General features: G+C 43.5%; 22 protein-coding genes and 1 riboswitch. Of the genes, 21 read left to right on the top strand and 1 reads right to left on the bottom strand.

The genetic code is table 11. The annotated features are described in order from the left end of the window. Positions 1–81 precede the first annotated feature (81 nt). The 12 genes from dnaG to IGJ25_RS12265 all read left to right on the top strand — a co-directional run bounded on the left by dnaG (position 82) and on the right by IGJ25_RS12265 (position 11,977). Positions 82–1,917, top strand: a complete 1,836-nt coding sequence (gene dnaG, locus IGJ25_RS12320) for a DNA primase (protein ID WP_438779330.1) — start codon at positions 82–84, stop codon at positions 1,915–1,917. Between the two features lie 23 nt (positions 1,918–1,940). Beyond that, the gene (gene rpoD / locus IGJ25_RS12315; protein WP_005229298.1) at positions 1,941–3,047 is read left to right on the top strand and encodes an RNA polymerase sigma factor RpoD; all 1,107 of its coding nucleotides are present in this window, start codon (positions 1,941–1,943) and stop codon (positions 3,045–3,047) included. A 308-nt stretch (positions 3,048–3,355) separates the two neighbouring features. Beyond that, positions 3,356–5,251, top strand: coding sequence for a cell division site-positioning protein MapZ family protein (locus tag IGJ25_RS12310; RefSeq protein ID WP_225001227.1), 1,896 nt, complete (start codon positions 3,356–3,358; stop codon positions 5,249–5,251). 118 nt (positions 5,252–5,369) lie between these two features. Continuing rightward, the gene (locus tag IGJ25_RS12305) at positions 5,370–6,077 is read left to right on the top strand and encodes an AzlC family ABC transporter permease (RefSeq protein WP_225001228.1); all 708 of its coding nucleotides are present in this window, start codon (positions 5,370–5,372) and stop codon (positions 6,075–6,077) included. Beyond that, positions 6,070–6,387 carry an AzlD domain-containing protein gene (locus tag IGJ25_RS12300; RefSeq protein WP_010749225.1) on the top strand — a complete coding sequence of 106 codons (318 nt, stop codon included), beginning with the start codon at positions 6,070–6,072 and terminating at the stop codon, positions 6,385–6,387. Before IGJ25_RS12305 ends, IGJ25_RS12300 begins: the two co-directional genes overlap by 8 nt. 34 nt (positions 6,388–6,421) lie before the next feature. After that, positions 6,422–7,285, top strand: coding sequence for a CvfB family protein (locus IGJ25_RS12295; protein WP_081116293.1), 864 nt, complete (start codon positions 6,422–6,424; stop codon positions 7,283–7,285). A 109-nt stretch (positions 7,286–7,394) separates the two neighbouring features. Continuing rightward, complete coding sequence (gene fur, locus IGJ25_RS12290; RefSeq protein WP_015510076.1) at positions 7,395–7,844, top strand: ferric iron uptake transcriptional regulator; 450 nt, start codon at positions 7,395–7,397, stop codon at positions 7,842–7,844. Positions 7,845–8,078: 234 nt separating this feature from the next. Beyond that, the gene (gene xerD, locus IGJ25_RS12285; RefSeq protein ID WP_015510075.1) at positions 8,079–8,969 is read left to right on the top strand and encodes a site-specific tyrosine recombinase XerD; all 891 of its coding nucleotides are present in this window, start codon (positions 8,079–8,081) and stop codon (positions 8,967–8,969) included. Positions 8,970–8,983: 14 nt separating this feature from the next. Beyond that, the gene (locus tag IGJ25_RS12280) at positions 8,984–9,733 is read left to right on the top strand and encodes a segregation/condensation protein A (RefSeq protein ID WP_005229314.1); all 750 of its coding nucleotides are present in this window, start codon (positions 8,984–8,986) and stop codon (positions 9,731–9,733) included. Beyond that, positions 9,726–10,310: an SMC-Scp complex subunit ScpB gene (gene scpB, locus IGJ25_RS12275; protein ID WP_005229316.1), complete on the top strand. Its 585-nt coding sequence runs from the start codon at positions 9,726–9,728 to the stop codon at positions 10,308–10,310. Before IGJ25_RS12280 ends, scpB begins: the two co-directional genes overlap by 8 nt. Before the next feature lie 2 nt (positions 10,311–10,312). Further along, the gene (locus IGJ25_RS12270) at positions 10,313–11,029 is read left to right on the top strand and encodes a pseudouridine synthase (protein WP_081116291.1); all 717 of its coding nucleotides are present in this window, start codon (positions 10,313–10,315) and stop codon (positions 11,027–11,029) included. A 79-nt stretch (positions 11,030–11,108) separates the two neighbouring features. After that, a riboswitch (FMN riboswitch) is annotated at positions 11,109–11,233 on the top strand. Positions 11,234–11,383: 150 nt separating this feature from the next. Beyond that, positions 11,384–11,977: an ECF transporter S component gene (locus IGJ25_RS12265; RefSeq protein ID WP_010749232.1), complete on the top strand. Its 594-nt coding sequence runs from the start codon at positions 11,384–11,386 to the stop codon at positions 11,975–11,977. A 59-nt stretch (positions 11,978–12,036) separates the two neighbouring features. Here IGJ25_RS12265 and IGJ25_RS12260 read toward each other — a convergent pair whose 3' ends face one another. After that, positions 12,037–12,252 carry a ferredoxin gene (locus IGJ25_RS12260; RefSeq protein WP_005229322.1) on the bottom strand — a complete coding sequence of 72 codons (216 nt, stop codon included), beginning with the start codon at positions 12,250–12,252 and terminating at the stop codon, positions 12,037–12,039. A gap of 26 nt (positions 12,253–12,278) precedes the next feature. On the opposite strand from IGJ25_RS12260, the gene IGJ25_RS12255 reads away from it, so the two are divergent. The 9 genes from IGJ25_RS12255 to ilvB all read left to right on the top strand — a co-directional run bounded on the left by IGJ25_RS12255 (position 12,279) and on the right by ilvB (position 23,493). Then, a complete protein-coding gene (locus IGJ25_RS12255) occupies positions 12,279–13,274 on the top strand; it encodes a helix-turn-helix domain-containing protein (RefSeq protein ID WP_081116290.1) in 996 nt (331 codons plus the stop codon). Beyond that, complete coding sequence (locus IGJ25_RS12250) at positions 13,268–14,650, top strand: RecQ family ATP-dependent DNA helicase (protein ID WP_010749234.1); 1,383 nt, start codon at positions 13,268–13,270, stop codon at positions 14,648–14,650. Before IGJ25_RS12255 ends, IGJ25_RS12250 begins: the two co-directional genes overlap by 7 nt. 72 nt (positions 14,651–14,722) lie before the next feature. Further along, positions 14,723–15,346, top strand: coding sequence for a LysM peptidoglycan-binding domain-containing protein (locus IGJ25_RS12245; protein WP_015510072.1), 624 nt, complete (start codon positions 14,723–14,725; stop codon positions 15,344–15,346). Between the two features lie 105 nt (positions 15,347–15,451). Then, entirely contained in the window at positions 15,452–16,123 is a 672-nt protein-coding gene (cmk, locus tag IGJ25_RS12240; protein ID WP_225001229.1) for a (d)CMP kinase, read from the top strand. 212 nt (positions 16,124–16,335) lie between these two features. Next, positions 16,336–17,550 (top strand): 30S ribosomal protein S1, encoded by a 1,215-nt coding sequence (gene rpsA / locus IGJ25_RS12235; RefSeq protein WP_438779329.1) that lies wholly within the window; start codon positions 16,336–16,338, stop codon positions 17,548–17,550. Between the two features lie 163 nt (positions 17,551–17,713). Further along, positions 17,714–19,024, top strand: coding sequence for a ribosome biogenesis GTPase Der (der, locus tag IGJ25_RS12230; RefSeq protein ID WP_081116288.1), 1,311 nt, complete (start codon positions 17,714–17,716; stop codon positions 19,022–19,024). A 233-nt stretch (positions 19,025–19,257) separates the two neighbouring features. Continuing rightward, entirely contained in the window at positions 19,258–19,533 is a 276-nt protein-coding gene (locus IGJ25_RS12225) for an HU family DNA-binding protein (RefSeq protein ID WP_003126821.1), read from the top strand. Between the two features lie 568 nt (positions 19,534–20,101). Then, positions 20,102–21,790 carry a dihydroxy-acid dehydratase gene (gene ilvD, locus IGJ25_RS12220; protein ID WP_015510070.1) on the top strand — a complete coding sequence of 563 codons (1,689 nt, stop codon included), beginning with the start codon at positions 20,102–20,104 and terminating at the stop codon, positions 21,788–21,790. A 2-nt stretch (positions 21,791–21,792) separates the two neighbouring features. Further along, on the top strand, positions 21,793–23,493 hold the full coding sequence (gene ilvB, locus IGJ25_RS12215) for a biosynthetic-type acetolactate synthase large subunit (protein ID WP_081116287.1): 1,701 nt from the start codon (positions 21,793–21,795) through the stop codon (positions 23,491–23,493).

Raw genomic sequence — 23,493 nt, 5'->3', positions numbered from 1 at the left:
AATTATTCTTCGCACTGATATCTATTAGTGCGTTTTTTTACCTAGTAAACCGATGAATACTTACCAAATGGAGGTGAGTGGATGGCACGAATTCCTCAAACGGTCATTGACGACATTCGCGAACGTAGCAATATCGTCGATATCGTGGGACAGTATGTCCAGTTAAAGAAGTCTGGAAAAAATTATTTTGGTTTGTGTCCGTTCCATAATGAAAAATCACCTTCTTTTTCCGTTGCAGAGGACAAACAAATTTTTCATTGCTTTGGTTGTGGTCGTGGTGGAAATGTGTATGGTTTCTTACAGGAGCTTGAAGGGATCAGTTTTCCAGAAGCAGTCGTCAAAGTAGCAGAAATGAACGATATTCCTCTTGATCCGCAATATCAGCAGTCTGAAGGCATCAATGAAGCGACCTCACAAACGAGTCAATTGGTTGCGTTACATGAAAAAGCCGCCGAAGTCTATCATCACATGTTGGTGAATACGGCTGCTGGACAAGAAGCACTTGATTATTTATTAGATCGTGGATTGACGATGGCACTGATCGAAGAGTTCAATATTGGCTTTGCACCGAATGAACGCTCGTTTTTGGAGAAAGTTTTTTTGAATGAAAAAGCCAAAGCAGAGTTTTTTCCTGATACAGGACTCTTTGTTCAGCGCAACGATGGCTCACTGGCGGATCGCTTTTACCAGCGAATCATGTTTCCGATCCGCAATCCTCAGGGGAAAACGATTGGTTTTTCTGGTCGGTGGTTAGCAAGCGAAAAAGTCGGTGATCAAGACCAACCAAAATATTTAAATAGTCCTGAAACGATTCTTTTCAATAAACGCGAGGTTCTTTTCAACTTTGACAAAGCGCGACGAGCGATGCGTAAAGATGGCCAAGTGTATTTATTTGAAGGATTTATGGACGTGATCGCCGCTTGGCAAGCAGGGATCGAAAATGGGATCGCCTCGATGGGGACCAGCCTGACCAATCAGCAGATCGCCCACATCGAGCGAGTGGCACAAGAAGTGATTCTTTGTTACGATGGAGATAGTGCAGGGGTTGAAGCCACGAACCGTGGGATCGATCTTTTGCAAAACAATAGCCGCTTGAAATTATCTGTGGTTCGAGTGCCGGAACGGATGGACCCAGATGACTATTTGCGCAAATATGGGACAGAAGCTTTTTATAAATTAGCTGTACATGGGAAAGAAACCGTCTTTGCTTTCAAAATGGATTACCATCGAGCGAATCGAAATTTGGCCAATGAGAAAGAGCAGCTAGATTATGTCCAAGTCGTTTTAAATGAATTACAGCGGGTAGATTCTTTGTTGGAGCAAGACCGTTATTTGACTCAGCTGTCCACAGAGTTCAACTTGAGCCGTGAGACCTTGCAGCAGCAGCTCAAGCAAAACCGGCAAGAGCAGCAGCTGCGGCAAGATGCACCGCCGCCAGCGCCAACAACCAATCCTATGGTCTTCACGCCGCCTACGCGGCAGCAGCCCAAAACACAGGTAGAAAAAGCACAAGAATTATTATTGTACCGTTTGTTTCATGACAGTACGTTAAACCATCGCTTTCGAGCGAGTGGCATATCCTTTATCCATGATCGTTACCAACAGCTTTATCTGCTGTTTGATGCGTATATGGAAACAGAAGAACACTTTGTTTTAGCAAAGTTCTTAGATTTTTTAAAAGAAGATTCAATGAAAAAAATGGTGATCGATATTGCAGATCTTAAAGCTTCTGAGGAAGGGACTGAACAAGAATTTCAGGACATTCTGCAGGTATTTCAAAAGTCGGGCATTGCTGAAGAAATCAATCAAAAACGAATCCAGCAGCAAGAAGCAAGACAAAAAGGAAACCAGCAATTAGAACTTGAACTTGCGATCGAAATCATTGATTTGACCAAACGGTTGAAACAAGCTAAATAGCGAACTGAAAGGGGCTTTCTTTCATGGCAGAAGAAACAAAAAAAACGTATGACAAAGCAGTTGCCGAATACATCCGAGAAAACAAAACAAAGGGGCAAGTTGTTTACGATGACATTACGAATCGTTTAGCAACGCCGTATACTTTGGATGCTGATGCAATGGACAAATTAATTCAAAAACTGGAGGATTCAGGCATCAGTGTCGTGGATGAAAATGGAGAGCCTTCAGTCCATAGTCTAAAGAGCAATGAAAAACGACAAGAAACACAACCTCAAGAAGATCTGTCTGCACCAACTGGTGTGAAAATCAATGACCCCGTTCGGATGTACTTGAAAGAAATCGGTCGTGTGCCGTTATTGACCGCAGAAGAAGAAGTGGCTCTCGCACTGAAAATCGAAGAAGGCGACCAAGAGGCAAAACAGCGTTTGGCAGAAGCCAACCTACGTTTGGTCGTTAGTATTGCCAAACGTTATGTGGGTCGAGGAATGCAATTCCTTGATTTGATCCAAGAAGGAAACATGGGCTTGATGAAAGCCGTTGAGAAATTCGACTACCGCAAAGGGTTCAAATTCTCGACGTATGCGACCTGGTGGATCCGTCAAGCGATCACCCGTGCGATCGCTGACCAAGCGCGAACCATTCGTATTCCTGTGCATATGGTGGAAACCATCAACAAATTGATCCGTATTCAACGGCAATTGCTGCAAGACTTAGGGCGCGAACCGACACCAGAAGAAATCGGCGCAGAAATGGATCTGCCGACGGAAAAAGTTCGTGAAATCTTGAAGATCGCTCAAGAACCTGTTTCATTAGAAACACCGATCGGCGAAGAAGACGATTCTCATCTAGGTGATTTTATTGAAGACCAAGATGCCACAAGTCCAGCAGAGCATGCGGCTTATGAGCTGTTGAAAGAGCAGTTAGAAGATGTACTGGATACGTTGACTGATCGTGAAGAAAACGTGCTGCGCTTGCGTTTCGGAATCGATGATGGTCGTACTCGGACATTAGAAGAAGTCGGCAAAGTCTTTGGGGTAACGAGAGAACGGATTCGTCAGATTGAAGCAAAAGCATTACGGAAACTACGCCATCCATCTCGTTCAAAACAATTGAAAGATTTCTTAGAATAATCAAGGTTTATCGACTTTCCAAAGGAACCCTTTGGAAAGTCTTTTTTATTCAGATTCTGTCCTCTCGACACAAGATTGGTAAAGAACTTAATAAAAACGTAACCAAGCAAGTGTTGGCTAATTGCCAAGAATGTGATAAATTTAATTTTGTGCATCTGCATCAAAACGTAACAAACAACGAAGTGTCAAAAAAGTCCCATTATTTGCTGGTCTAAAAAAAGAAGCAGTAGGTACAGCAAGCGTCTGATAAAAGAGGCAACTGCTTTATAAAAGGAAATGCAAAAAACAAAAGGAGTCAGTTTGAATCAATGAAGAAGACATGTCCTGAATGTGGATTTCAAGCAATAGAAGAAACACCCGTTTGTCCCAATTGCGGGTTCCAATGGAACCAGGCAAAGGAGAATGAACTGGAACCAACATCTGACTCTTCCGTTACGCCAGAAGAGCCCCAGAATAAAAATGATGATATTCGCTGGTCAGACTTTAAAAACGTCCCAATCGGAAAAATGGAGGAGCACTTAGGTGATCGGCCATCCTCAAATGAAGAAACGATCGACCTCGCGCAGCAAGGGACTCTTTCCGATGAGCAACACGTACCCCCCACATCAGCCTCTAAGAAAGAAGCTGAGGAAAAAACGGAAGTAGAAAGCTCTAGCGCAACGCAAGAGCAAACGACATCAGCCAGTGAGGAAGCAAGTGAAACCGATGCATTAAGTACGGAGGAACAGCATGACGCTGATATTTTGGCTGCTTATATCCGCCAACACAAACTTGATGAAGAAGAAAAAGCCGCTGCTCTAGAAGCAGAAGCCGACGCTGATGATTTGTCTGCTACTGAAGAAGAAAGTCAGGAACAAGCCAGTGAGGAACCTCTACTGATAAGCGAAGATGAACCAGTGACGGATCCAGTCATTAAAGAAGCGAAGAAGCAGCCAGAACCAGTGATCGATCCAATTCCTGAGCCGATCACCGCAGCGGATGAAGCACCGAAAAAGGCGACTACTGAAGAAAAAACGTCGACGCCTAGCGAAAAAAAGAAGAGTCCTCGCAAAGCACTCTATATTACAGCGGCTTGTTTATTAGTGGCAGCTGGTGGCGGTTGGGCGTACTACTATCAACAGCAGCAACAAGAAACTGCCCGCCAAACGCAACTGGCGCAAGAAAACCGTACACTCGATCAAATTGAAAATGAGCTGAATGATTTTTATACAAATGATGAACGAGTGTTCATTAAAAGCGACAAGACAGCAGAACAGCTGACGGCTGTGACGAATCAGTTGGCAGAGTTTCAAGACCATGAACGGTACGATGCCTTGTCACAAGAAGCAGCGACGATCGCTGACAAACTAGCAGCTTTGACCGAAATCAACAGCTATTTTAGCAGTCCTGCCGTTGTGGAGGATCAGTTGGAAGAAGTTTCATTGAAAGAAGCAGCTGCTGTCACAATGGCGAAGCGCGAGAACGGGGATGCCTTTGATGAGTTGATCAATCAAGCCATCGACATGGGACAAAAAGAGTTCAGCGCGAACGAGGAAGTTCAAAATGCAGTGAAGAGCATGGTGGCTTTAAGTGGTGATGGTGAAGCACCTGCAAGTGTCACCCGTGAGAACTACAATGCCTTGATGAAAAAAGTCCAAGCTTTACCGATCGATTCATTGGTGGAAAGTCTCACTGCTGATCTGCGCAAAGTCGATACTGCGTTGACGAAGCGTGAAACCGCTACGCAAGAAGCAGCGGCACAACAACAAGCGGCCCAAGAAGCAGCACAAGCGGCGGCTTCTGAGAACAACGCTTCCGCTTCAAGCGGCGGTTCTACAAGCGCTGCGACGCCTGCACAAAGCACGTCTGAAGAAGAGTATGTGCTTTCGCCAAATACGCCAACAAATACCAATAATCAGCCAATTATTCCAGCCCGTCAAAGTGATTTGAATGATGTAAACAATAGCGCTTGGGTGTGGGCAGATGGTGTCCAAGAAAAAATCATTGCCACAGCGATTGCCCGTGGTTACGTGGTTGATGGTGGTTATACTTTTGAACGCGTGCGGATCGTCAACGGCGAAGGCTATTACAATTTTTATGCGACAAATGCCCAAGGCAGCTTGCTTAAAGGAACGGATGATTCAGCGTTCCCGCTATACTTATTTACGGTAAACGCCAAAACTGGCTATTTCAGAGGCAATGGGAACGATCACACCGTTCGCTAAGTCTCCTGAGTCACTAGAAAACTTTCAGAGTTATTACATGCACATGTGAAAAATACTTGTTTCCCCTCCCTGTTTTCGATATGATGAAAGATAATCGTTCAAACAGGGAGGGTTTTTTGTGCAGAAAATAGAAAGATATGATCGCTTTGAAGATGGGGTCATTGCTTGTGTACCAACGATTCTTGGGTACTTAGGGATTGGTTTTGCGATGGGGGTCGTAGGAAAAGGTGTTGGGTTGTCGATTCTTGAAATTATTTTAATGTCTATTATTGTCTATGCAGGCAGTGCTCAATTTATTATTTGTGCATTACTCGCGATTCAAGCACCTTTCATGACGATCGTCGCAACCGTCTTTTTAGTGAATTTACGACATTTCTTAATGAGCTTATCAGTGGCTTCCTATTTTAAAAAGACTCCTTTGCTTTCTGCTATTGGGATTGGGACGCTTTTGACTGATGAGTCCTATGGTGTTTTGACGACGGCACTGCAACAAGACAAACCAGTCACAGCGAAATGGACCCATGGGTTGAACGTGATGGCGTATTTGAGTTGGATCTTCGCAACCTTTTTGGGCGGACTATTAGGCTCGTTTATTCCAGATCCAGAAGCGTTAGGCTTAGATTTTGCCTTGGAAGCCATGTTTGTTGGTCTTTTTTTATTTCAAGTAGAGCGACCCCTCAAGAAGAAAACCCAGCAAACGCTCTTAGTACTCGGGGCAGTTGTGGGGACATTGATTTTATTTATGCGTTTTTCTACTGCTGAGATCGCGGTAATTGCTGCGACCTTGGCAGGATGTTTGGTTGGGACGGTGACACATCATGACTAATTTTGTTATACTAATGCTAGCATGTGGGTTGGTTACTTGGATTCCGCGGATCGTTCCTTTTTTATTTTCTAAAAAGCTCGTATTTCCGAAACCTTTCACCATCTTTTTGAGTTACTTGCCGTTGTGTATTTTGGCGGCATTGTTGGTTCAAAATTTGCTGATCTTTCGAGAAGGGCAATTTCCCATCTTGAAAGTCAAAGAAACTGTTGCCTGTATCCCAGCATTGTTGGTGGGGTATTATACAAAAGATTTGATGAAGATCGTTATCACAGGCGTTATTGCTATGGCACTGCTGCGTTTCTTTTTCTAGCAACGGGCAGTTTTTATGAAGAAGGAGAGAATAGATGAAAGACTTATTAGCATCCGTATTTAGCGGATTGATCATTGATGAAAATGAACAGAATTATTTTGTTCAAAAAGGCGGGGTTACCTTCCGACTAGCCAAGGAAGAAGGCGAACATCATTTAGGTGAAGCCGTCGAAGGGTTTGGCTATCAAAACCAAAAGCAAGAAAATGTACTCACTACGAATATTCCGAAAAGCCGCAAAGGGCATTATGCCTTTGGTACAGTCACAGGAAGCCGTCGCGACTTAGGCGTTTTCGTCGATATCGGTTTAAAAGACAAGGACATGGTGGTTTCATTAGATGAATTGCCAACAATGCGGGAACTTTGGCCCAAAAAAGGCGATCGTTTGATGGTCAGCTTGCGCGTCGACGACAAAGAGCGTATATGGGCTTCGTTAGCAGATGAGAAAATCTTCAAGGCACTGAGTAAGAATGGTACGGAACAGATGAAGAATCAAGATGTTACAGGTACCGTGTATCGCTTAAAACTAGCGGGAACCTACTTATTGACGGATGATTTTTATATTGGCTTCGTCCACCCATCAGAGCGCTATCAAGAGCCGCGTCTTGGGGAAGTTGTCAAAGGACGAGTGATTGGGATTCGTCCAGATGGCGTCTTGAACCTTTCGTTGAAACCAAGAGCCCACGAGGCGATTTCAAATGATGCCGCCATGGTCCTAACCTTTTTAGAACGAGCACCAGAAAATAAAATTCCTTTTACCGATAAATCAGCACCAGAAGAGATTTTACAAACGTTTGGTATTAGTAAAGGCCAATTTAAACGGGCGTTAGGAACCTTGATGAAACAGCGTTTGATTGAGCAAAAAGATGGCTTTACGATTCTTGTTAAAAAACCTAATTGAGAATACTTGTTTCTTTTGCTGTTCTAATTTATAATGATTACAATGTTTGTCTTGGGTGATTCTCACTCAAATTAGAATCGTTATAAATTAGCGGCATACGGAGGCAACTATGAACACAACAGCAGCGTTAAAAAAGACCAAGAAACAATTGCACGAGTCGGGGTTCAAATTAACTCCTCAGCGAGAAGCGACGTTGTTGGTCTTATTAGAAAATGAGAAAGATCATTTATCCGCCGAAGAGATTTTCTTCTTTGTGCGCAAAAAAAATTCTGAGATTGGCTTAGCAACCGTCTATCGAACATTGGAGATTTTGACGGATTTGAAAATCGTCGATAAAGTCAGTTTTAATGACGGTGTCGCTCGTTATGACCTACGTAAAGAAGGCGCCAAACATTTCCATCATCACTTGTTGTGTTTGGAATGCGGCAATATCGAAGAGGTTGAAGAGGATCTGTTGGGCACAGTCGAAGAGATCGTCGAACAAAAGTACCATTTTTTAGTAAAGGATCATCGGTTGACATTTCATGGTGTCTGCCAAAAATGCCAAAACAAAGCCTAGTGTCTGTAGCTGGGTAATTTGAAAAAAATTTGTTATCACCCGAATGATAGTCAGATGGTTTCGATAGGAAGAGTGCTCTTTTTTCCAATTTGAAAGAAACCAAAAAATCTGCTATGATTCGGGTGTTTCCTTGGGAAAAAGATACGGGTAGATGCCTCTTTTTTTGTTGGCAAGCTACTATCTAAACGAGCCAGAATTTGATATGATAAAAAAGCTGAAAGTAGAGGAAGCCCCATGAACGAACAAATTATTGATTATCTTCATTATTTGACCATTGAGCGCGGGCTATCCCAAAATACCCGTGCCAGCTACCAGCGGGATCTGCAACAGTATCTTGCGTTTTTACAAAAAAAACAAGTGACGCAGTGGCAACAGATCGACCGAGTGATCGTTTTGTCTTTTTTGCAAAGTTTGCAAGAGGCGGGAAAATCCTCGGCAACCGTGATTCGGATGGTTTCCAGTTTGCGAAGATTCCATCAATATTTGCGTCAAGAACGGTTGACAGATCATGATCCGATGCAGCATATTGATTCGCCGAAAAAACAGCAGAAGCTACCTGACACTTTGAGTTTGCAGGAAGTGGAGCGCTTGATCGAAACACCAGATACTCGAGCGGTGTTGGGCATTCGCGATCGAGCGATTTTGGAAGTGATGTATGCGACAGGTTTGCGCGTCAGCGAGTTGATCGGTTTGAAATTGAATGATTTGCATTTAAGTATGGGCTTGTTGCAAACAACCGGGAAAGGCGACAAAGAACGGATCGTCCCATTAGGGGATTTAGCGATTCAATGGATCGAAACGTATCTCAGCGATGCACGTCCGTATTTGACGAGAAAAACACCGGATGAAAGCCACCTGTTTGTAAACAACCATGGCACGCAGCTGTCTCGTCAAGGAATCTGGAAAAATTTAAAAGCCTTGGTTCGACAAGCTGGGATCACCAAAAATGTGACTCCCCATACGTTGCGCCATAGTTTTGCGACCCATCTATTAGAAAACGGGGCAGATCTGCGAACGGTTCAAGAGCTGTTAGGACACGCAGATATCTCGACCACTCAGATTTACACGCATATAACGAAGAAACGGATGACGGAAGTGTACAAGCAGCACTTTCCGCGCGCCTAGAAATCGAGGATGGAATGGAAGAAATCAAAATAAAATTAGCTGTCTTTGAAGGACCGTTGGATTTGCTGCTTCATTTGATCAAAAAACTGGAAATCGATGTTTATGACATTCCAGTTGCAACCATCACCGAACAATACATGCAGTATATCCATGCCATGAAAATTTTAGAATTAGAAGTCGCTGGTGAATATTTAGTCATGGCGGCAACTCTGATGGCGATCAAAAGCCAGATGCTGTTACCGAAACAAGAGCTGATTGCTGAAGTGGAAGAGTACGAAGAAGATCCACGGGATATGCTGGTGGCACAGCTGCTAGAATACCGCAAATTTAAGTATGCAGCCGAGCAGCTTTCCGAAAAAGCGGAAGAGCGCAGTTTGTATTATACGAAAGATCCGATGGACGTCGATGAATACAAAGAGGAAGAAGATCAGTTAAGAGCCAATCAATTCAATACGATCGATCTCTTTTTGGCTTTTCAAAAAATGATCGAGAAAAAGAAAAATCGCCAAGTACTAGAAACAAAAATTTCTCCTGATGAAAGCACCATCGATGAAAAGATGGCGGCGATTCAGCTGGAGATGCAGCATGTCAGTGCCAAAAAAGGCCGCAGCTTTGATTCGTTTTTTACGACCTACAATAAAACAGAAGTTGTGGTAACTTTTATGGCACTGTTAGAATTAATGAAAAAAGGAACGATTCGAGTAGAGCAAACAGACAATTATGCGTCGATTCTGCTCTATCCAACAGGTAAAGAAGATGAGTAAATATAGTGAATTAGAAGCGATCTTATTCGTCGTCGGTGATGAGGGGATCGGACTTGAAGAATTGAGTTACTTAGTCAAAAGCAATACTGCCAGTGTCTATCAGCATTTGCAGGAACTAAATCAGCAATATGAAGAAAATGAACATACTGCGTTGCATATTCTTGAAGTGGGCAATCATTTTATTTTGACCACCAAGAAACAATTTGCCCCTTTATTGAAGAAATATGCTGAATCACCGATGGGCAGCTCGTTGTCGCAGGCCGCTTTAGAAACGTTGTCGATCATTGCTTACAAGCAGCCGATCACTCGGATGGAAGTAGAAGAGATCCGCGGCGTCCAATCTAGCGGATCGGTTCAAAAATTGGTGGCAAAACGACTGATTGAAGAAAAAGGCCGCGTTGACGGACCAGGACGAGCGATCCTATATGGTACGACGGAATACTTTATGGATTATTTTGGCTTAAAAAGTTTGGCTGAATTACCCGATATCCAATCCATGGAAGATGAACTTGAAGAAGATGCACCGTTTGATCTTTTTTACGACCGCTACAAACAAGCAGAAACAGAAGGAGAATGAAGATGGAACGTTTGCAAAAAGTGATTGCCCATGCTGGCATCACCTCAAGAAGAAAAGCTGAAGGATTGATAACCGAAGGCCGAGTGCGTGTCAACGGGCAAGTGATCAAAGAATTAGGGGTCCAAGTTAGCTCAAAAGATGTTGTTGAAGTCGATGGTGTACCAATCGAACAAGAACAACACGTCTATTATCTATTCTACAAACCTCGTGGTGTGATCTCAGCTGTAACGGATGATAAAAAGCGCAAAGTCGTTTTGGATTATTTTGCTGAAGTTCCTGAACGGGTGTATCCCGTCGGGCGCTTGGACTATGATACCTCTGGTTTGTTATTGCTGACAAATGATGGGGAATTGTCACAGACACTGATGCATCCGAAACACGAAGTCGACAAAGTGTACGTTGCCAAAGTCAAAGGGATTGCGGATAAAAAGCAGCTGCTCCCATTGACAAAAGGGATTCGGATCGAAGGCCGTAAGACGGCACCTGCTCGCTTTGAGATCTTGTCGACAGATCAAACGACGCAATCTAGTATTGTGCAATTGACGATCCATGAAGGACGCAACCATCAAGTCAAAAATATGTTAAAAGCAGTTGGTTTGCCTGTGCAAAAATTAAAACGGGAAAATTATGGTCCGTTAGATTTGAAAGGTCTTCGTCCAGGGGAATATCGAGAATTGTCGAAGAAGGAAGTCAGTCAGCTGAAAAATAGTGCAAAATAGTTGAAAAGTATCTGAAAACGTAACTATTGTTAATTTTTAGATTTTGTGTATAATAGGACATGTAATAAATAGAATAAAGGTTCGTCTTCAGGGGCAGGGTGCAATTCCCGACCGGTGGTTATAGTCCACGACCTATTTCTTCGGAAATAGCTGAATCGGTGAAATTCCGATACCGACAGTACAGTCTGGATAAAGAAGATAGAGCGTATTTGATTTGCTTATGGCTATTTCGAATGCCCTCTTTTTTCCCTGTGGAAAAAAGAGGGCATTTTTTGTCTGGCGCCGACAAGAAAGCCGAGGAAATTTAATAGGTTCGTTTGAAGAGGAATCCTGAACTTAGGAGGATTTATACTGATGAACAACAAAACAAGAAAAATGGTGACAATCGCCATGTGTGCTGCTATGGGAACAATTTTGCAATTTATCGCTTTTCCGATTTTCCCAGCATTCAGCTTTTTAAAGATCGATTTTAGTGATATTCCCGTGATGATCATGATGTTTTTATTTGGTCCTTGGAGTGGGGTATTGACTGCTTTCATTCGTTCGGTGCTGCATTTGTTCTTATCTGGTTTTTCACCTGCTGATATGGTGGGGGATACGGCAAGCTTTTTAGCATCATGTGCCTTTACTTTGCCAATGTACTACTTTTTCCGCAAAGGTATTCACACCAAAAACAAAATGGTTGGTGTCATCAGCGGTATCTTGTCGGTAACGATTTTTATGAGTGTGGCGAACCTATTTGTGATCACACCGCTTTACCTGCGCTTTTTCGGGGTCACAGCCGATCAATTTTTAGGAATGTCTTTGCCGCAATATGTGGCGATCGGGATCTTACCTTTCAATTTGGTAAAAGGCGCAATCGTCAGTGCCGTCTTTTTAGCACTTCACGCCAAACTGTTGCCATGGTTGGCTCGTAAGCAGCCCCATCATTCTGCTATAGGAAAATAAAAAAATGAGCCGACTTGCTGTTGCAGACGAAAGGTCTGTCAATGGCAAGTCGGCTTTTTTTATTTTTCCATGATAATCGCACGGGTAGGGCATTTGCGATAAGCAGTTTTGACTTTTTCTTGTTGGTCTTCTATGATAAACTGTTGCCGAGCATTCGGTTCTTGGGCAAATAAAACGATCCCGTCTTCATCATAATCGAAGATCTCGGGGGCATAGATCGCACATAGGCCACAAGCAATGCAGCGCTCAGGAATAATTTTACAGCGTTGTGACATTTTTTAGTCCTTTCTGGAGGGGAAATATGGATTCTTTTATTTTAGCGCTGTTTTCTGATACTGACAAGCTGCGCCCATCAACACTTTATCAAATTCTCATTGGTAAGCGTACTAGCTCTGTCTTGAGTTATGCCTTTTTTTATGATCGCTTAGGTCTCTTTCAATCGTTGCCCCAGTTGAATGAGAAAGCGTATCAACAGACGCTCGCTGACTTGATCCAACGAGGGGCTCTAAGTCGAGATTCAGATGGTCTGCTGCTCAAAACGACCGCTAGAAACAGCCAGCAGCCAGGTGAACGATTGTTGCGTTATGCGAATTACTTTCGTTATGGACGAACGACGGAGGAGGCTTGGCGTTTTGTTCGGCTGCTGGTTCAAGCAGCTGCGTATCAAGGCGTGACCAATCAGTATATTCCCGTTGAAAACACGCCACTCTATACAGAACCTGTCCGTCAGCTGATCCGTCACAATCCTGACATCAAAAAGTGCCTGTATCAAGAGCTATCAGCAATTTTTGACCAGCTTCCCGCAGAAATGGCAGATTTTTTAGCGGGCACCTTATCTGGTCCAGATATTCTAGGGCAGGCGTTTTTTCAGCTTTTACCAGAAAATGTTCAAAGTAAGCCTTGGGACACTCTTTATGTAGGAGCTTCGATCCATCAATTTTTAACCTTGATCGAAAAAACGCCCCAGACGATCCTGTTTCGAGGCTTGTCGCCTTTTCTAAAGAGAAATTTAAACCAAAGTATGGTGGAAAGCCGAGCATTGTTTTTGCGAGGCGATTCTGTCGAGCAGATTATGGAAAAAAGAAGGATCAAACGAGGAACTGTTAATGATCATTTGATTGAGTGGGCATTGCTTGATCCAACGTTTCCTTTTCAGCGCTTTGATACAGCGTTGTTGAAAAAGCTGCCAGAAGCTTCTTGGAAAAATAGCTATCAAGAATTACAGGCGCTTCTTACGACTGATTTTTTGACGATTCGTTTGTTACAGATTGCTCAGAAGCGGGGGATTCGATGTTAGAAGATGCACTGAATCAGTATTTTGGTTTCAAAACATTCCGCCAAGGACAAAAAGAAGTCATCGAAAGTGTTTTAGCACAGCAAGATACGTTAGCGATTCTGCCTACTGGGAATGGCAAAAGTCTGTGCTATCAGCTGCCAGGGTACCTAGTAGACGGGATCGTGATCATTATCTCGCCGTTAGTCTCTTTGATGGAAGATCAAGTCTACGGCTTACAAAAGCAAGGGGAAAAACGCGCGATTGCGTTTAATAGTCAATTGGACCTTGCCGATCGCCAGTATGTGATGCAGCATTTGCAGAAGTACAAGTTTTTGTTTTTAAGTCCAGAAATGATCGTACAAGAAGCTGTTTTGCATCAATTGGAACAGGTTAAGATCGCCATGCTCGTGGTGGATGAAGCCCATTGTGTTTCGCAATGGGGCATTGATTTTCGACCAGAGTACTTGCAGCTTGGTGAAGTAAAGAAACGCTTGAAGGCACCCGTTACGTTAGCCTTGACGGCTACTGCAACAGCACAAGTGGAAGCAGACATACGGCAAGTATTATTAGCAAAGAACGCCAATGTCTACCGTTATTCGATGAACCGCAGCAATATCGGCTTGTTCGTAGAGCAAACGACAGACAAAGATGCGGCATTAGCAGACTATCTCAGCCGCTTAGGCGGGGCTGGGATCATCTACTGTTCCACAAGAAGCAAAGTCGAAGAAGTCTATAACAAACTGCGTCAGCGCTATTTGGTAGGCTATTATCATGGTGGTCTCGCGAGTGATCAAAGAAAAACGTTGCAGCAGCAGTTTTCTCAGAATAAATTAAAATTACTCGTTGCTACCAATGCGTTTGGGATGGGGATCAATAAGGAAGATATTCGCTTTGTGATCCATTATGATCTACCTGATTCGTTAGAGAATTACAGTCAAGAAATCGGGCGAGCTGGTCGTGATGGCAAACAAAGCAATGCGATTTTGCTTTATCAGGAACATGATGAGCAGATCCATTACTTCTTTCAGCGAGAAAATAAAGAAGAACGCCTTGCTTTAGAACGAATGGTTCAGGAGAAGAGGAAAGAACCCTTGACACCGTTGCAAGAAAAGTGGCAGCAAAAAATGAAAGAGTTGGGGACTTCCTTTTGGCTGGAAACATTGAAACGCAATGAACAGCAAAAACAAGAACAATTACAGAAAATGTTGGCTTATATTCATTTTACAGGTTGTCGCCGGCAATTTTTACTGGCGCATTTCGGAGAGGAAGCCCAGGAGAATCCTTATTGTTGCGACAATGACGGGATCGAAATAGCGGGTGAAGAACAGCTGCCCGAGAAAAAGGAAGCCCATCATTGGCAGGAACGTTTAATAAAAATTTTTAAAGATATTAATTGAATCGTATTTTGTAGGACAGTTTTTATTTACCTATGGTATAATACATCGGAAGGAAACTAGGAGGGAATACGAGTGAGCAAGAAAGACAATGACTACAATTCAGAAAATCAAGAACCGTGGGAACAACCAATCTATGATACAGAATACGATGATTCTGCATCAAGATCCCAACAAAGAAAACAAAAGCGTGGGAATTCACTCTTTTTGACGATCGTTTTAGTTTTGCTTTTCTTGATCGTGGCAATTCCGGTTGGTGCCGGTATTTGGGTATTGAACCATAACAATGATGCCCCAACCACAGCAAGTTCGAGCAGTACTGTAGAAAGTACGACAGAGTCTTCAACAACCGAATCATCAACGACGGAATCATCCACTACGGAATCGACAAGTGAAACGAGTTCGTCAACAAGTGAATCAAGTTCTTCATCAAGTAGCAGTAGTTCTGCACCAGCTTCAACGACGCCATCAAGTAGTGAACCGGCGCAACAAGAAAACAATGCGGGACAAGAGAATACGCAAACTGATCAAGGTCAAGGCGCAACTGGTACCGAGGAATACACGACAGTCCAAGCTGGCGAAGGTCCTGAACAAGTGGCAGCCCGTACAGGCATCTCAGTTGAAACCCTATATCAATTAAATGGGATTGATCCAAACAACTACATGCTTTACCCTGGCGACACCTTACGAATTAAATAAAAAACCGCTTTGGCGGTTTTTTTTCTTGAAAGAAAGAAGCCAAGGTGGGCGATAAGCAGAAACGATGAAGGAATACACATCGTTGGGAAACGAGGAGTAAGAAAAATGAAAAAAATCAACATCGCTATTGATGGTCCTGCGTCATCTGGGAAAAGCACAGTGGCAAAAATCATCGCGAATGACCTGGGATTTATTTATACGGATACTGGTGCCATGTATCGAAGCATCACGTATTTAGCTTTAAAAACGGGCTGTTCACTTGAAGATGAAGCGGCGGTCGCTGCTTTGATCGATCAATACCCCATCACTTTTGAACCGACTGAACACGGTCAAGAGGTCTTTGCAGGAGGAGAGCAAGTCACCGAAGCGATCCGTCAGCCAGAAGTAACCAACGCAGTTTCGAAGGTGTCGGCATACCCTGCGATCCGCGAAAAACTCGTCCAACAACAGCAGATGATCGCTAAAGATGGCGGTGTCGTGATGGATGGCCGCGATATTGGTACGGCGGTTTTACCACAAGCAGAAGTCAAGATTTTTCTGGTAGCAAGTGTGGAAGAACGCGCACAGCGCCGTTTTAAAGAAAATCAGCAAAAAGGGATCAAAACCGATTATGAGACGTTGAAAGAAGAGATCCAGCAAAGAGATTATCTGGATTCTCACAGAGAAGTCTCCCCTTTGAAACAAGCGGAGGATGCGGTTCGAATCGATACGTCTGGTTTAACGATCGAGCAAGTCGTCGAAGCAATCAAAAAAACCATCAAAGAAAAAATTGATTAACAAAAACAATGGGTGTTCCCCATTGTTTTTTTATTTTTCGAAACCAAAAGATGAAAGTGAGTAAGAAAACAGAGGTGAAAAGACTTTTTTAACGAAAAAACCGTAGTTTTTTAGGAAAATAAGAGAAATCGCTTTATTTTTTTTTCATTCTATTTTAAACTAAAAGATGTAGTGCAATTATTGCAGAATTGTTGGTTAGGAGGACATGAGAGATGACAGAATTTGAAAATAATCAGGTTGAGAGTGGAAATGAATCAATGGAAGCCGCTTTAGACAATTTCCAAGAAGTAAAAGTTGGAGATATCGTTAAAGGTGAGGTATTGGCCATTGAGGATAAACAAGCGATCGTAGGGATCGAAGGCGCCGGCGTTGAAGGCGTTGTTCCTGCAAAAGAATTATCAACTTTACCTGTTGAAGACATCAACGAAGCAGTCAAAGTTGGGGATGTCTTAGAATTGGTTGTGATTTCAGCAATTGGTAAAGACAAAGAAAACGGCAGCTATCTCCTTTCTAAACGTCGCTTAGACGCGAAAAAAGTTTGGGAAGATATCGAAAAAGATTTCCAAGAAGGAAAAATCATTGAAGCACCAGTCACCAACGTCGTTAAGGGCGGGTTAGTGGTTGATGTAGGTGTTCGTGGGTTTGTCCCAGCATCAATGGTCGAAGACCATTTTGTTGCGGATTTCGAAGATTACAAAGGGAAAACATTGACCTTCAAAATCGTTGAGATCGAGCCTTCAGAAAACCGTTTGATCCTTTCTCATAAAGCAGTTGTCGAAGCAGAAAAAGCAAAACAAAAAGAAGCTTTATTAGCTGATTTATATGAAGGACAAGAAGTAGAAGGAAAAGTAGCGCGTTTGACCGACTTTGGTGCCTTCGTAGACCTTGGCGGCATCGATGGACTTGTCCATGTCTCTGAAATTTCTCATGGACATGTTGGCAAACCGAGTGATGTTTTATCTGTTGGCGATACCGTCAATGTCCGGATCTTATCTGTTGATGCAGACAAAGAACGTGTGTCACTTTCGATCAAAGACACATTGCCTGGACCTTGGACCAATATTGAAGAGCAAGCGGCTGTTGGCAGTGTCTTGACGGGGACTGTTAAACGCTTGACAAGCTTCGGTGCGTTTGTGGAAGTCTTCCCAGGTGTTGAAGGGCTGATCCATATTTCACAAATCTCCCATAAACACATTGCGACACCACATGAAGTCTTACAAGAAGGCGATGAAGTGCAAGTGAAAGTGCTCGAATTGAACCCTTCAGAACACCGAATCGCATTAAGTATCAAAGCATTAGAAAAAGCCGAAAATACCAATGAAACACAAGAAGTTTCAGAGGACGACTATCAATTGCCAGAAGAATCAACTGGGTTTACCATGGGTGATATCTTAGGCGATGCCTTAAAAGACAGCGACGAAGAGTAATTGTATGCCATCAGCTTATAACGATTCGATGTTTGAATTTGTTATAAGCTGGTTTTTTGTTTGCCAGGAAAGCTTGCAACTTTCCATGGCTTTAGGTAAACTAAGTAAGATTGAATACAAGAAGCAGCGTACAAGGACTGCTTTTTTAAATGGAGGGTAAAAAATGACAAATCCAACAATAGCGATCGTTGGACGTCCGAATGTGGGGAAATCGACCATTTTCAACCGGATAGCTGGAGAACGAATTTCGATCGTTGAGGATACTCCAGGAGTGACCAGAGATCGTATTTATGCCACTGGTGAATGGCTAGGCCGTGAGTTTAGCGTAATCGATACAGGTGGGATCGATTTAAGTGATGAGCCGTTTATGGATCAAATCAAGCATCAAGCAGAAATCGCCATCGATGAAGCAGATGTCATTGTTTTTATTACGAGTGCTCGTGAAGGAGTAACAGATGCTGATGAGCTTGTGGCTCGTTTGTTATACAAAAGCAACAAACCCGTGATTTTAGCGGTCAACAAAGTTGATAATCCCGAGATGCGTACCGACATCTATGAATTTTATGGTTTGGGTCTAGGCGATCCATACCCAATCTCAGGAAGTCATGGATTAGGGATCGGGGATGTTCTTGATGAAGCAGTCAAACACTTTACCAATGAAGCGGAAGAAGAAGACGATTCTATCATCAAGTTTAGTTTGATCGGTCGACCAAACGTCGGGAAATCCTCTTTGATCAATGCGATTCTAGGGGAAGAGCGAGTGATCGTTTCAGATATCGAAGGAACGACTCGTGATGCGATCGATACCCATTTTACCAGCGAAAGCGGTCAAGAATTTACCATGATCGATACCGCCGGCATGCGTAAAAAAGGGAAGGTCTACGAATCTACTGAAAAATACAGTGTGATGCGGGCGATGCGGGCCATTGAACGTTCAGACGTCGTCTTGATGGTCTTGAACGCCGAAGAAGGGATTCGCGAGCAAGACAAACGGATCGCTGGCTATGCCCATGAAGCAGGCCGTGGAATCATTATCGTTGTCAATAAATGGGATACATTGAAAAAAGAAACGAATACGATGCGTGATTTTGAAGAAGAAATCAGAGATGAATTCCAATATTTGGATTATGCACCAATCATTTTCGTTTCCGCAGTGACGAAACAGCGCTTGAATAAGTTGCCGCAGTTGATCGAAGAAGTCAGCATGAATCAAAACATGCGTATTCCATCTGCGTTGTTGAATGACGTCATTATGGATGCGGTGGCGATCAATCCAACACCAACAGACAAAGGCAAACGTTTGAAGATTTTTTATGCGACGCAAGTGGCTGTCAAACCGCCAACTTTTGTTATTTTTGTCAACGAAGAAGAACTGATGCATTTCTCTTATGCACGTTTCTTAGAAAATCAAATCCGCAAGGCATTCACTTTTGAAGGAACGCCGATTCGGATCATTCCTCGCAGAAGAAAATAGAGATTTTATCATACTTTGTTTCTTTTTACAAAGAAATCTGTCCTTTTCTAGAAAAATGGGAAAAAACCAAAAAAAACCCCCTAAAAACGTTAAAATCCTTGATATTACAAGGTTCTTATGATAACGTTATATCAGAATATTGATGGTAATCAATATTTGACAAAAACCTTGGACCACTCAAGATTTTTGTTGATGCATGACATCAAAAAAAATATCAGGAGGTGAAACTATCCATGGCAAATAAAGCAGAATTAATCGAAAAAGTTGCAGCAGCTACTGACTTAACTAAGAAAGACGCAACTGCAGCAGTAGACGCTGTATTCTCAACAATTCAAGACGCTTTAGCTAACGGTGAAAAAGTTCAATTGATCGGCTTTGGTAACTTTGAAGTTCGTTCTCGTGCAGAACGCAAAGGACGCAACCCACAAACTGGTGAAGAAATCAAGATCCCTGCTAGCAAAGTACCTGCATTCAAACCAGGTAAAGCTCTTAAAGACGCAGTGAAATAATTGAGTCTTGTAGAAACCCTTGAGTAATCAAGGGTTTTTTCTTTTGTCTAACTAGGGACTGCCACCATGCAGGCGGATCGAATGGGAAAAGAAACGGTTATTATTGTCAGAAAATTCAAAAATATTTTTTGTTTTTCTTTTGGTCTAAAAAAAAACAAGGGTTGCGGGCACACTTTAATTCTCAAGCAAGAATAAAGGTGTTTTAAAAGTCATTTTTATCAAAAGAAGCAAGCGATTAAATGACATCTAATGTGAGAAAGGGTTCCTTGGAATTGTCATTATTGAAAAAAAATTCAGAAAATTCGTTGACAAGTGTTTTTGCAAAGGGTATATTGGTAAACAATTACAAGAACGTTACTATTTCTAATGAAGGAGCCATTTTCTATGCGCAATTTTAATCAATATTTATTAGTCATTATTATTGATACCAGGACTTAGAACACGGAAGCAAAAATTATCCGTTTGTTTGAGTCCTATTTGCGTAAGTAAAATGGGATTCTGGCAAAGCATCCCAGTTTTTTATAACCGGGATGCTTTTTTTTATTCCAAAATGCAGGAGATGATGAGTGTGAGAAGTGATCAGATTAAAAAAGGGATCGATGCAGCGCCAGCTAGGAGTCTGCTCTATGCCACAGGACAAGTAAAAAATATCCATGACATGAACAAGCCATTTATTGCGATATGTAATTCCTATATCGATATTGTGCCTGGACATGTGCATTTACGGGAGTTAGCAGATATCGCTAAGGAAGCGATTCGTGAAGCTGGCGGCATCCCTTTTGAGTTCAATACGATCGGTGTGGATGATGGCATTGCGATGGGCCATATTGGCATGCGTTATTCGCTACCCAGCCGAGAATTGATCGCTGATTCCGCAGAAACCGTGATCAATGCTCACTGGTTTGACGGCGTATTTTATATCCCGAATTGCGACAAGATCACTCCTGGCATGATTTTAGCAGCGATGCGGACGAACGTACCGGGGATCTTTTGTTCTGGCGGTCCAATGAAAGCCGGTATTGATCCACGGGGCCACCAGATAACCTTGTCTTCCATGTTTGAAGCCGTGGGGACTTACAAGACTGGCAACATGACGAAAGAAGACTTTGAATTTATGGAGCAAAATGCCTGTCCGACTTGTGGTTCCTGTGCAGGGATGTTTACTGCCAATTCAATGAACTGTCTCCTAGAGATCTTAGGATTGGCAATGCCAGGCAATGGTACGATCCTCGCCGTGTCTGAAGAACGACGAGAACTAGTTAGACAAGCCGCCTTTAAGTTGATGGATCTTGTTGAAAAACAAGTGAAACCTCGAGACATCGTGACCAAAGAAGCTATTGATGATGCCTTCGCTTTAGACATGGCGATGGGGGGTTCCACCAACACAGTGCTACATACCTTAGCGATCGCCAATGAAGCTGAGATCGACTATGACTTAAGACGGGTCAATGAAATCGCTAAAAGAGTGCCTTATCTCTCAAAAATCGCGCCATCATCAGCCTATTCGATGCACGATGTTCATGAAGCTGGCGGCGTTTCGGCAATCATAAGGGAGCTTTGTGATATCGAGGGAGCGATTCATCCTGATCGACCGACTGTCACAGGCAAGACGTTACGAGAAAATGTCGCTGAAGCGAAGATCCACAACGAAGAAGTTATTCATCCCAAAGAAAACCCGTATAGTCCTGTGGGTGGTCTATCGATCTTGTACGGTAATATCGCCCCAGAAGGCAGTGTTATCAAGGTCGGTGGGGTCGATCCAAGTGTCCAAGTGTTCAAAGGCAAAGCGATCTGTTTTGATTCACATGATGAAGCAGTTGCTGCCATCGACAATCATACCGTACAAAAAGGACATGTTGTAGTGATCCGCTATGAGGGACCAAAAGGAGGACCAGGTATGCCAGAAATGCTGGCGCCTACCTCAAGCATCGTTGGACGTGGGTTAGGCAAAGATGTCGCCTTGATCACCGATGGTCGCTTTTCAGGAGCGACCCGAGGAATCGCCGTTGGCCATATTTCGCCAGAAGCCGCTGCAGGGGGTCCATTAGGCCTTGTCAACGATGGCGATGAAATCATTATCGATTTACCAAATCGAACGCTGAATCTACAAGTATCCGATGAAGAGCTTGCCCAGCGTGCGCAAGAACGACCGAAGTTTCGTTCAAAAGTGAAAAAAGGATGGCTTGCACGTTATACCGCTTTAGTGACTTCTGCCAATACGGGCGGGATTATGCGAGTACCTGATGAGGAGGAGTAGCAATGGAAAATATCGAGTATCAAGCATCGCATCTAAGGACTGGCGCACAAGTATTAGTGGACAGCTTACAAGAGCAAGGCGTCGAAATGATCTTTGGCTATCCGGGCGGCGCCGTCCTGCCGTTATATGATCAATTATATGATGCAGCGATTCCGAATATTTTGACGCGTCACGAGCAAGGCGCGATCCACGCCGCTGAAGGCTATGCCAAAGCTACTGGCAATGCTGGGGTCGTTTTAGTGACTAGCGGACCAGGTGCTACAAATGTCGTCACGGGCATTGCCGATGCTATGAGTGATTCCGTACCATTGGTAGTTATCACAGGGCAAGTGGCGGTACCAGGAATTGGCAAAGATGCCTTCCAAGAGGCGGATATTCTGGGTATCACGTTGCCGATCACGAAGCACAACTACCAAGTCCGCTGTGTCGATGAGCTGCCAAAAGTGATCGCTGAAGCCTTTCATATCGCTTCCACAGGGCGAAAAGGACCGGTTGTCATCGACCTTCCGAAAGATATTACCTTACAAGAAACCGCTGAAACCTGCTCATTGCCGATCACAAGGAAAAGTTATCAGCCGACGGCAGAGCCATCCCGTCTGCAAATCGAAAAACTGATGCAAGTCTTGGAAAAAGCTCAGCGACCAGTGGTATTGGCGGGTGCAGGCGTGATCGCTGCCGAAGCTGCGGCTGAACTAAATGCATTTATTGCCAAGTACAAGTTGCCGGCAGTGACAACGTTGCTTGGCTTAGGCTTACTGCCAAGTGATCATCAATTTTTCTTAGGCATGGGCGGTATGCATGGCACCTATGCGGCGAACATGGCTTTATCAGAAGCCGATTTGATTATCAATATCGGCTCTCGCTTCGATGATCGCTTAGCAACGGCCGGCAGTCAGTTCGGCAAGCAGGCCATCGTTGCTCATATCGATATTGACCCAGTGGAGATCGGCAAGATCGTAGAAACAAAGATCCCAATCGTCGGCGATGCCAAGGCTGCTTTGCAGCAAATGCTGCGGTACCCACCAACAAGAGGAACCTGGACGACTTGGTTGGATCTATGCCAAAAACGGAAAAAGGAAAAACCTTATCGCTATGATCGCACTCAGACACAAGAGATCAAACCACAAAAAGTCATCGAAGAAGTAGGGCGTTTGACCAAAGGAGAGGCTTACGTCATCACCGATGTTGGTCAGCATCAAATGTGGGTCGCGCAGTATTATCCTTTTCGCTTTCCTAAACAATTGATCACCAGTGGCGGACTAGGGACGATGGGCTATGGCATCCCTGCAGGAATCGGCGTTCAATTTGCTCATCCAGAAAAAATGGTCGTGGTGTTCGTTGGTGATGGTGGATTTCAAATGACGAACCAAGAATTTGCGATTTTGAATGAGTATGGCTTGAATGTCAAATTTGTGTTATTGAACAACTGCTCTTTAGGAATGGTTCGCCAATGGCAAGAAACATTCCATGGCAAGCGGCGCTCTGCCTCCGTTTTTGCGCAGCAGCCTGATTTTGTCAAACTGGCACAGGCTTATGGCATTGAAGGCTGTCGGATCGATGCCCCAGAGCAACTGGTTGATCAATTGGCAGCAGCTTTTTCTCAAGCAGGGCCGCAGCTTATCGAAGTAATGGTCTCGCCATCTGAGCATGTGCTGCCGATGATCCCACCGGGGAAAGCCAATCATGAAATGATGGGGGTCTAA

The sequence above is a fragment of the Enterococcus sp. DIV0240d genome, assembly GCF_051711245.1.
Lineage (GTDB): Bacteria > Bacillota > Bacilli > Lactobacillales > Enterococcaceae > Enterococcus_D > Enterococcus_D casseliflavus.
Note: the sequence above shows the minus strand (reverse complement) of the source record. Positions and strands in the feature narration are given on the sequence as shown.

Coding starts and splice junctions, on each gene's coding strand:
- dnaG (WP_438779330.1), top strand. CDS start 82: ATGGCACGAATTCCTCAAACGGTCATTGACGACATTCGCGAACGTAGC.
- rpoD (WP_005229298.1), top strand. CDS start 1,941: ATGGCAGAAGAAACAAAAAAAACGTATGACAAAGCAGTTGCCGAATAC.
- IGJ25_RS12310 (WP_225001227.1), top strand. CDS start 3,356: ATGAAGAAGACATGTCCTGAATGTGGATTTCAAGCAATAGAAGAAACA.
- IGJ25_RS12300 (WP_010749225.1), top strand. CDS start 6,070: ATGACTAATTTTGTTATACTAATGCTAGCATGTGGGTTGGTTACTTGG.
- IGJ25_RS12295 (WP_081116293.1), top strand. CDS start 6,422: ATGAAAGACTTATTAGCATCCGTATTTAGCGGATTGATCATTGATGAA.
- fur (WP_015510076.1), top strand. CDS start 7,395: ATGAACACAACAGCAGCGTTAAAAAAGACCAAGAAACAATTGCACGAG.
- xerD (WP_015510075.1), top strand. CDS start 8,079: ATGAACGAACAAATTATTGATTATCTTCATTATTTGACCATTGAGCGC.
- IGJ25_RS12280 (WP_005229314.1), top strand. CDS start 8,984: ATGGAAGAAATCAAAATAAAATTAGCTGTCTTTGAAGGACCGTTGGAT.
- scpB (WP_005229316.1), top strand. CDS start 9,726: ATGAGTAAATATAGTGAATTAGAAGCGATCTTATTCGTCGTCGGTGAT.
- IGJ25_RS12270 (WP_081116291.1), top strand. CDS start 10,313: ATGGAACGTTTGCAAAAAGTGATTGCCCATGCTGGCATCACCTCAAGA.
- IGJ25_RS12265 (WP_010749232.1), top strand. CDS start 11,384: ATGAACAACAAAACAAGAAAAATGGTGACAATCGCCATGTGTGCTGCT.
- IGJ25_RS12260 (WP_005229322.1), bottom strand. CDS start 12,252: ATGTCACAACGCTGTAAAATTATTCCTGAGCGCTGCATTGCTTGTGGC.
- IGJ25_RS12255 (WP_081116290.1), top strand. CDS start 12,279: ATGGATTCTTTTATTTTAGCGCTGTTTTCTGATACTGACAAGCTGCGC.
- IGJ25_RS12250 (WP_010749234.1), top strand. CDS start 13,268: ATGTTAGAAGATGCACTGAATCAGTATTTTGGTTTCAAAACATTCCGC.
- cmk (WP_225001229.1), top strand. CDS start 15,452: ATGAAAAAAATCAACATCGCTATTGATGGTCCTGCGTCATCTGGGAAA.
- rpsA (WP_438779329.1), top strand. CDS start 16,336: ATGACAGAATTTGAAAATAATCAGGTTGAGAGTGGAAATGAATCAATG.
- der (WP_081116288.1), top strand. CDS start 17,714: ATGACAAATCCAACAATAGCGATCGTTGGACGTCCGAATGTGGGGAAA.
- IGJ25_RS12225 (WP_003126821.1), top strand. CDS start 19,258: ATGGCAAATAAAGCAGAATTAATCGAAAAAGTTGCAGCAGCTACTGAC.
- ilvB (WP_081116287.1), top strand. CDS start 21,793: ATGGAAAATATCGAGTATCAAGCATCGCATCTAAGGACTGGCGCACAA.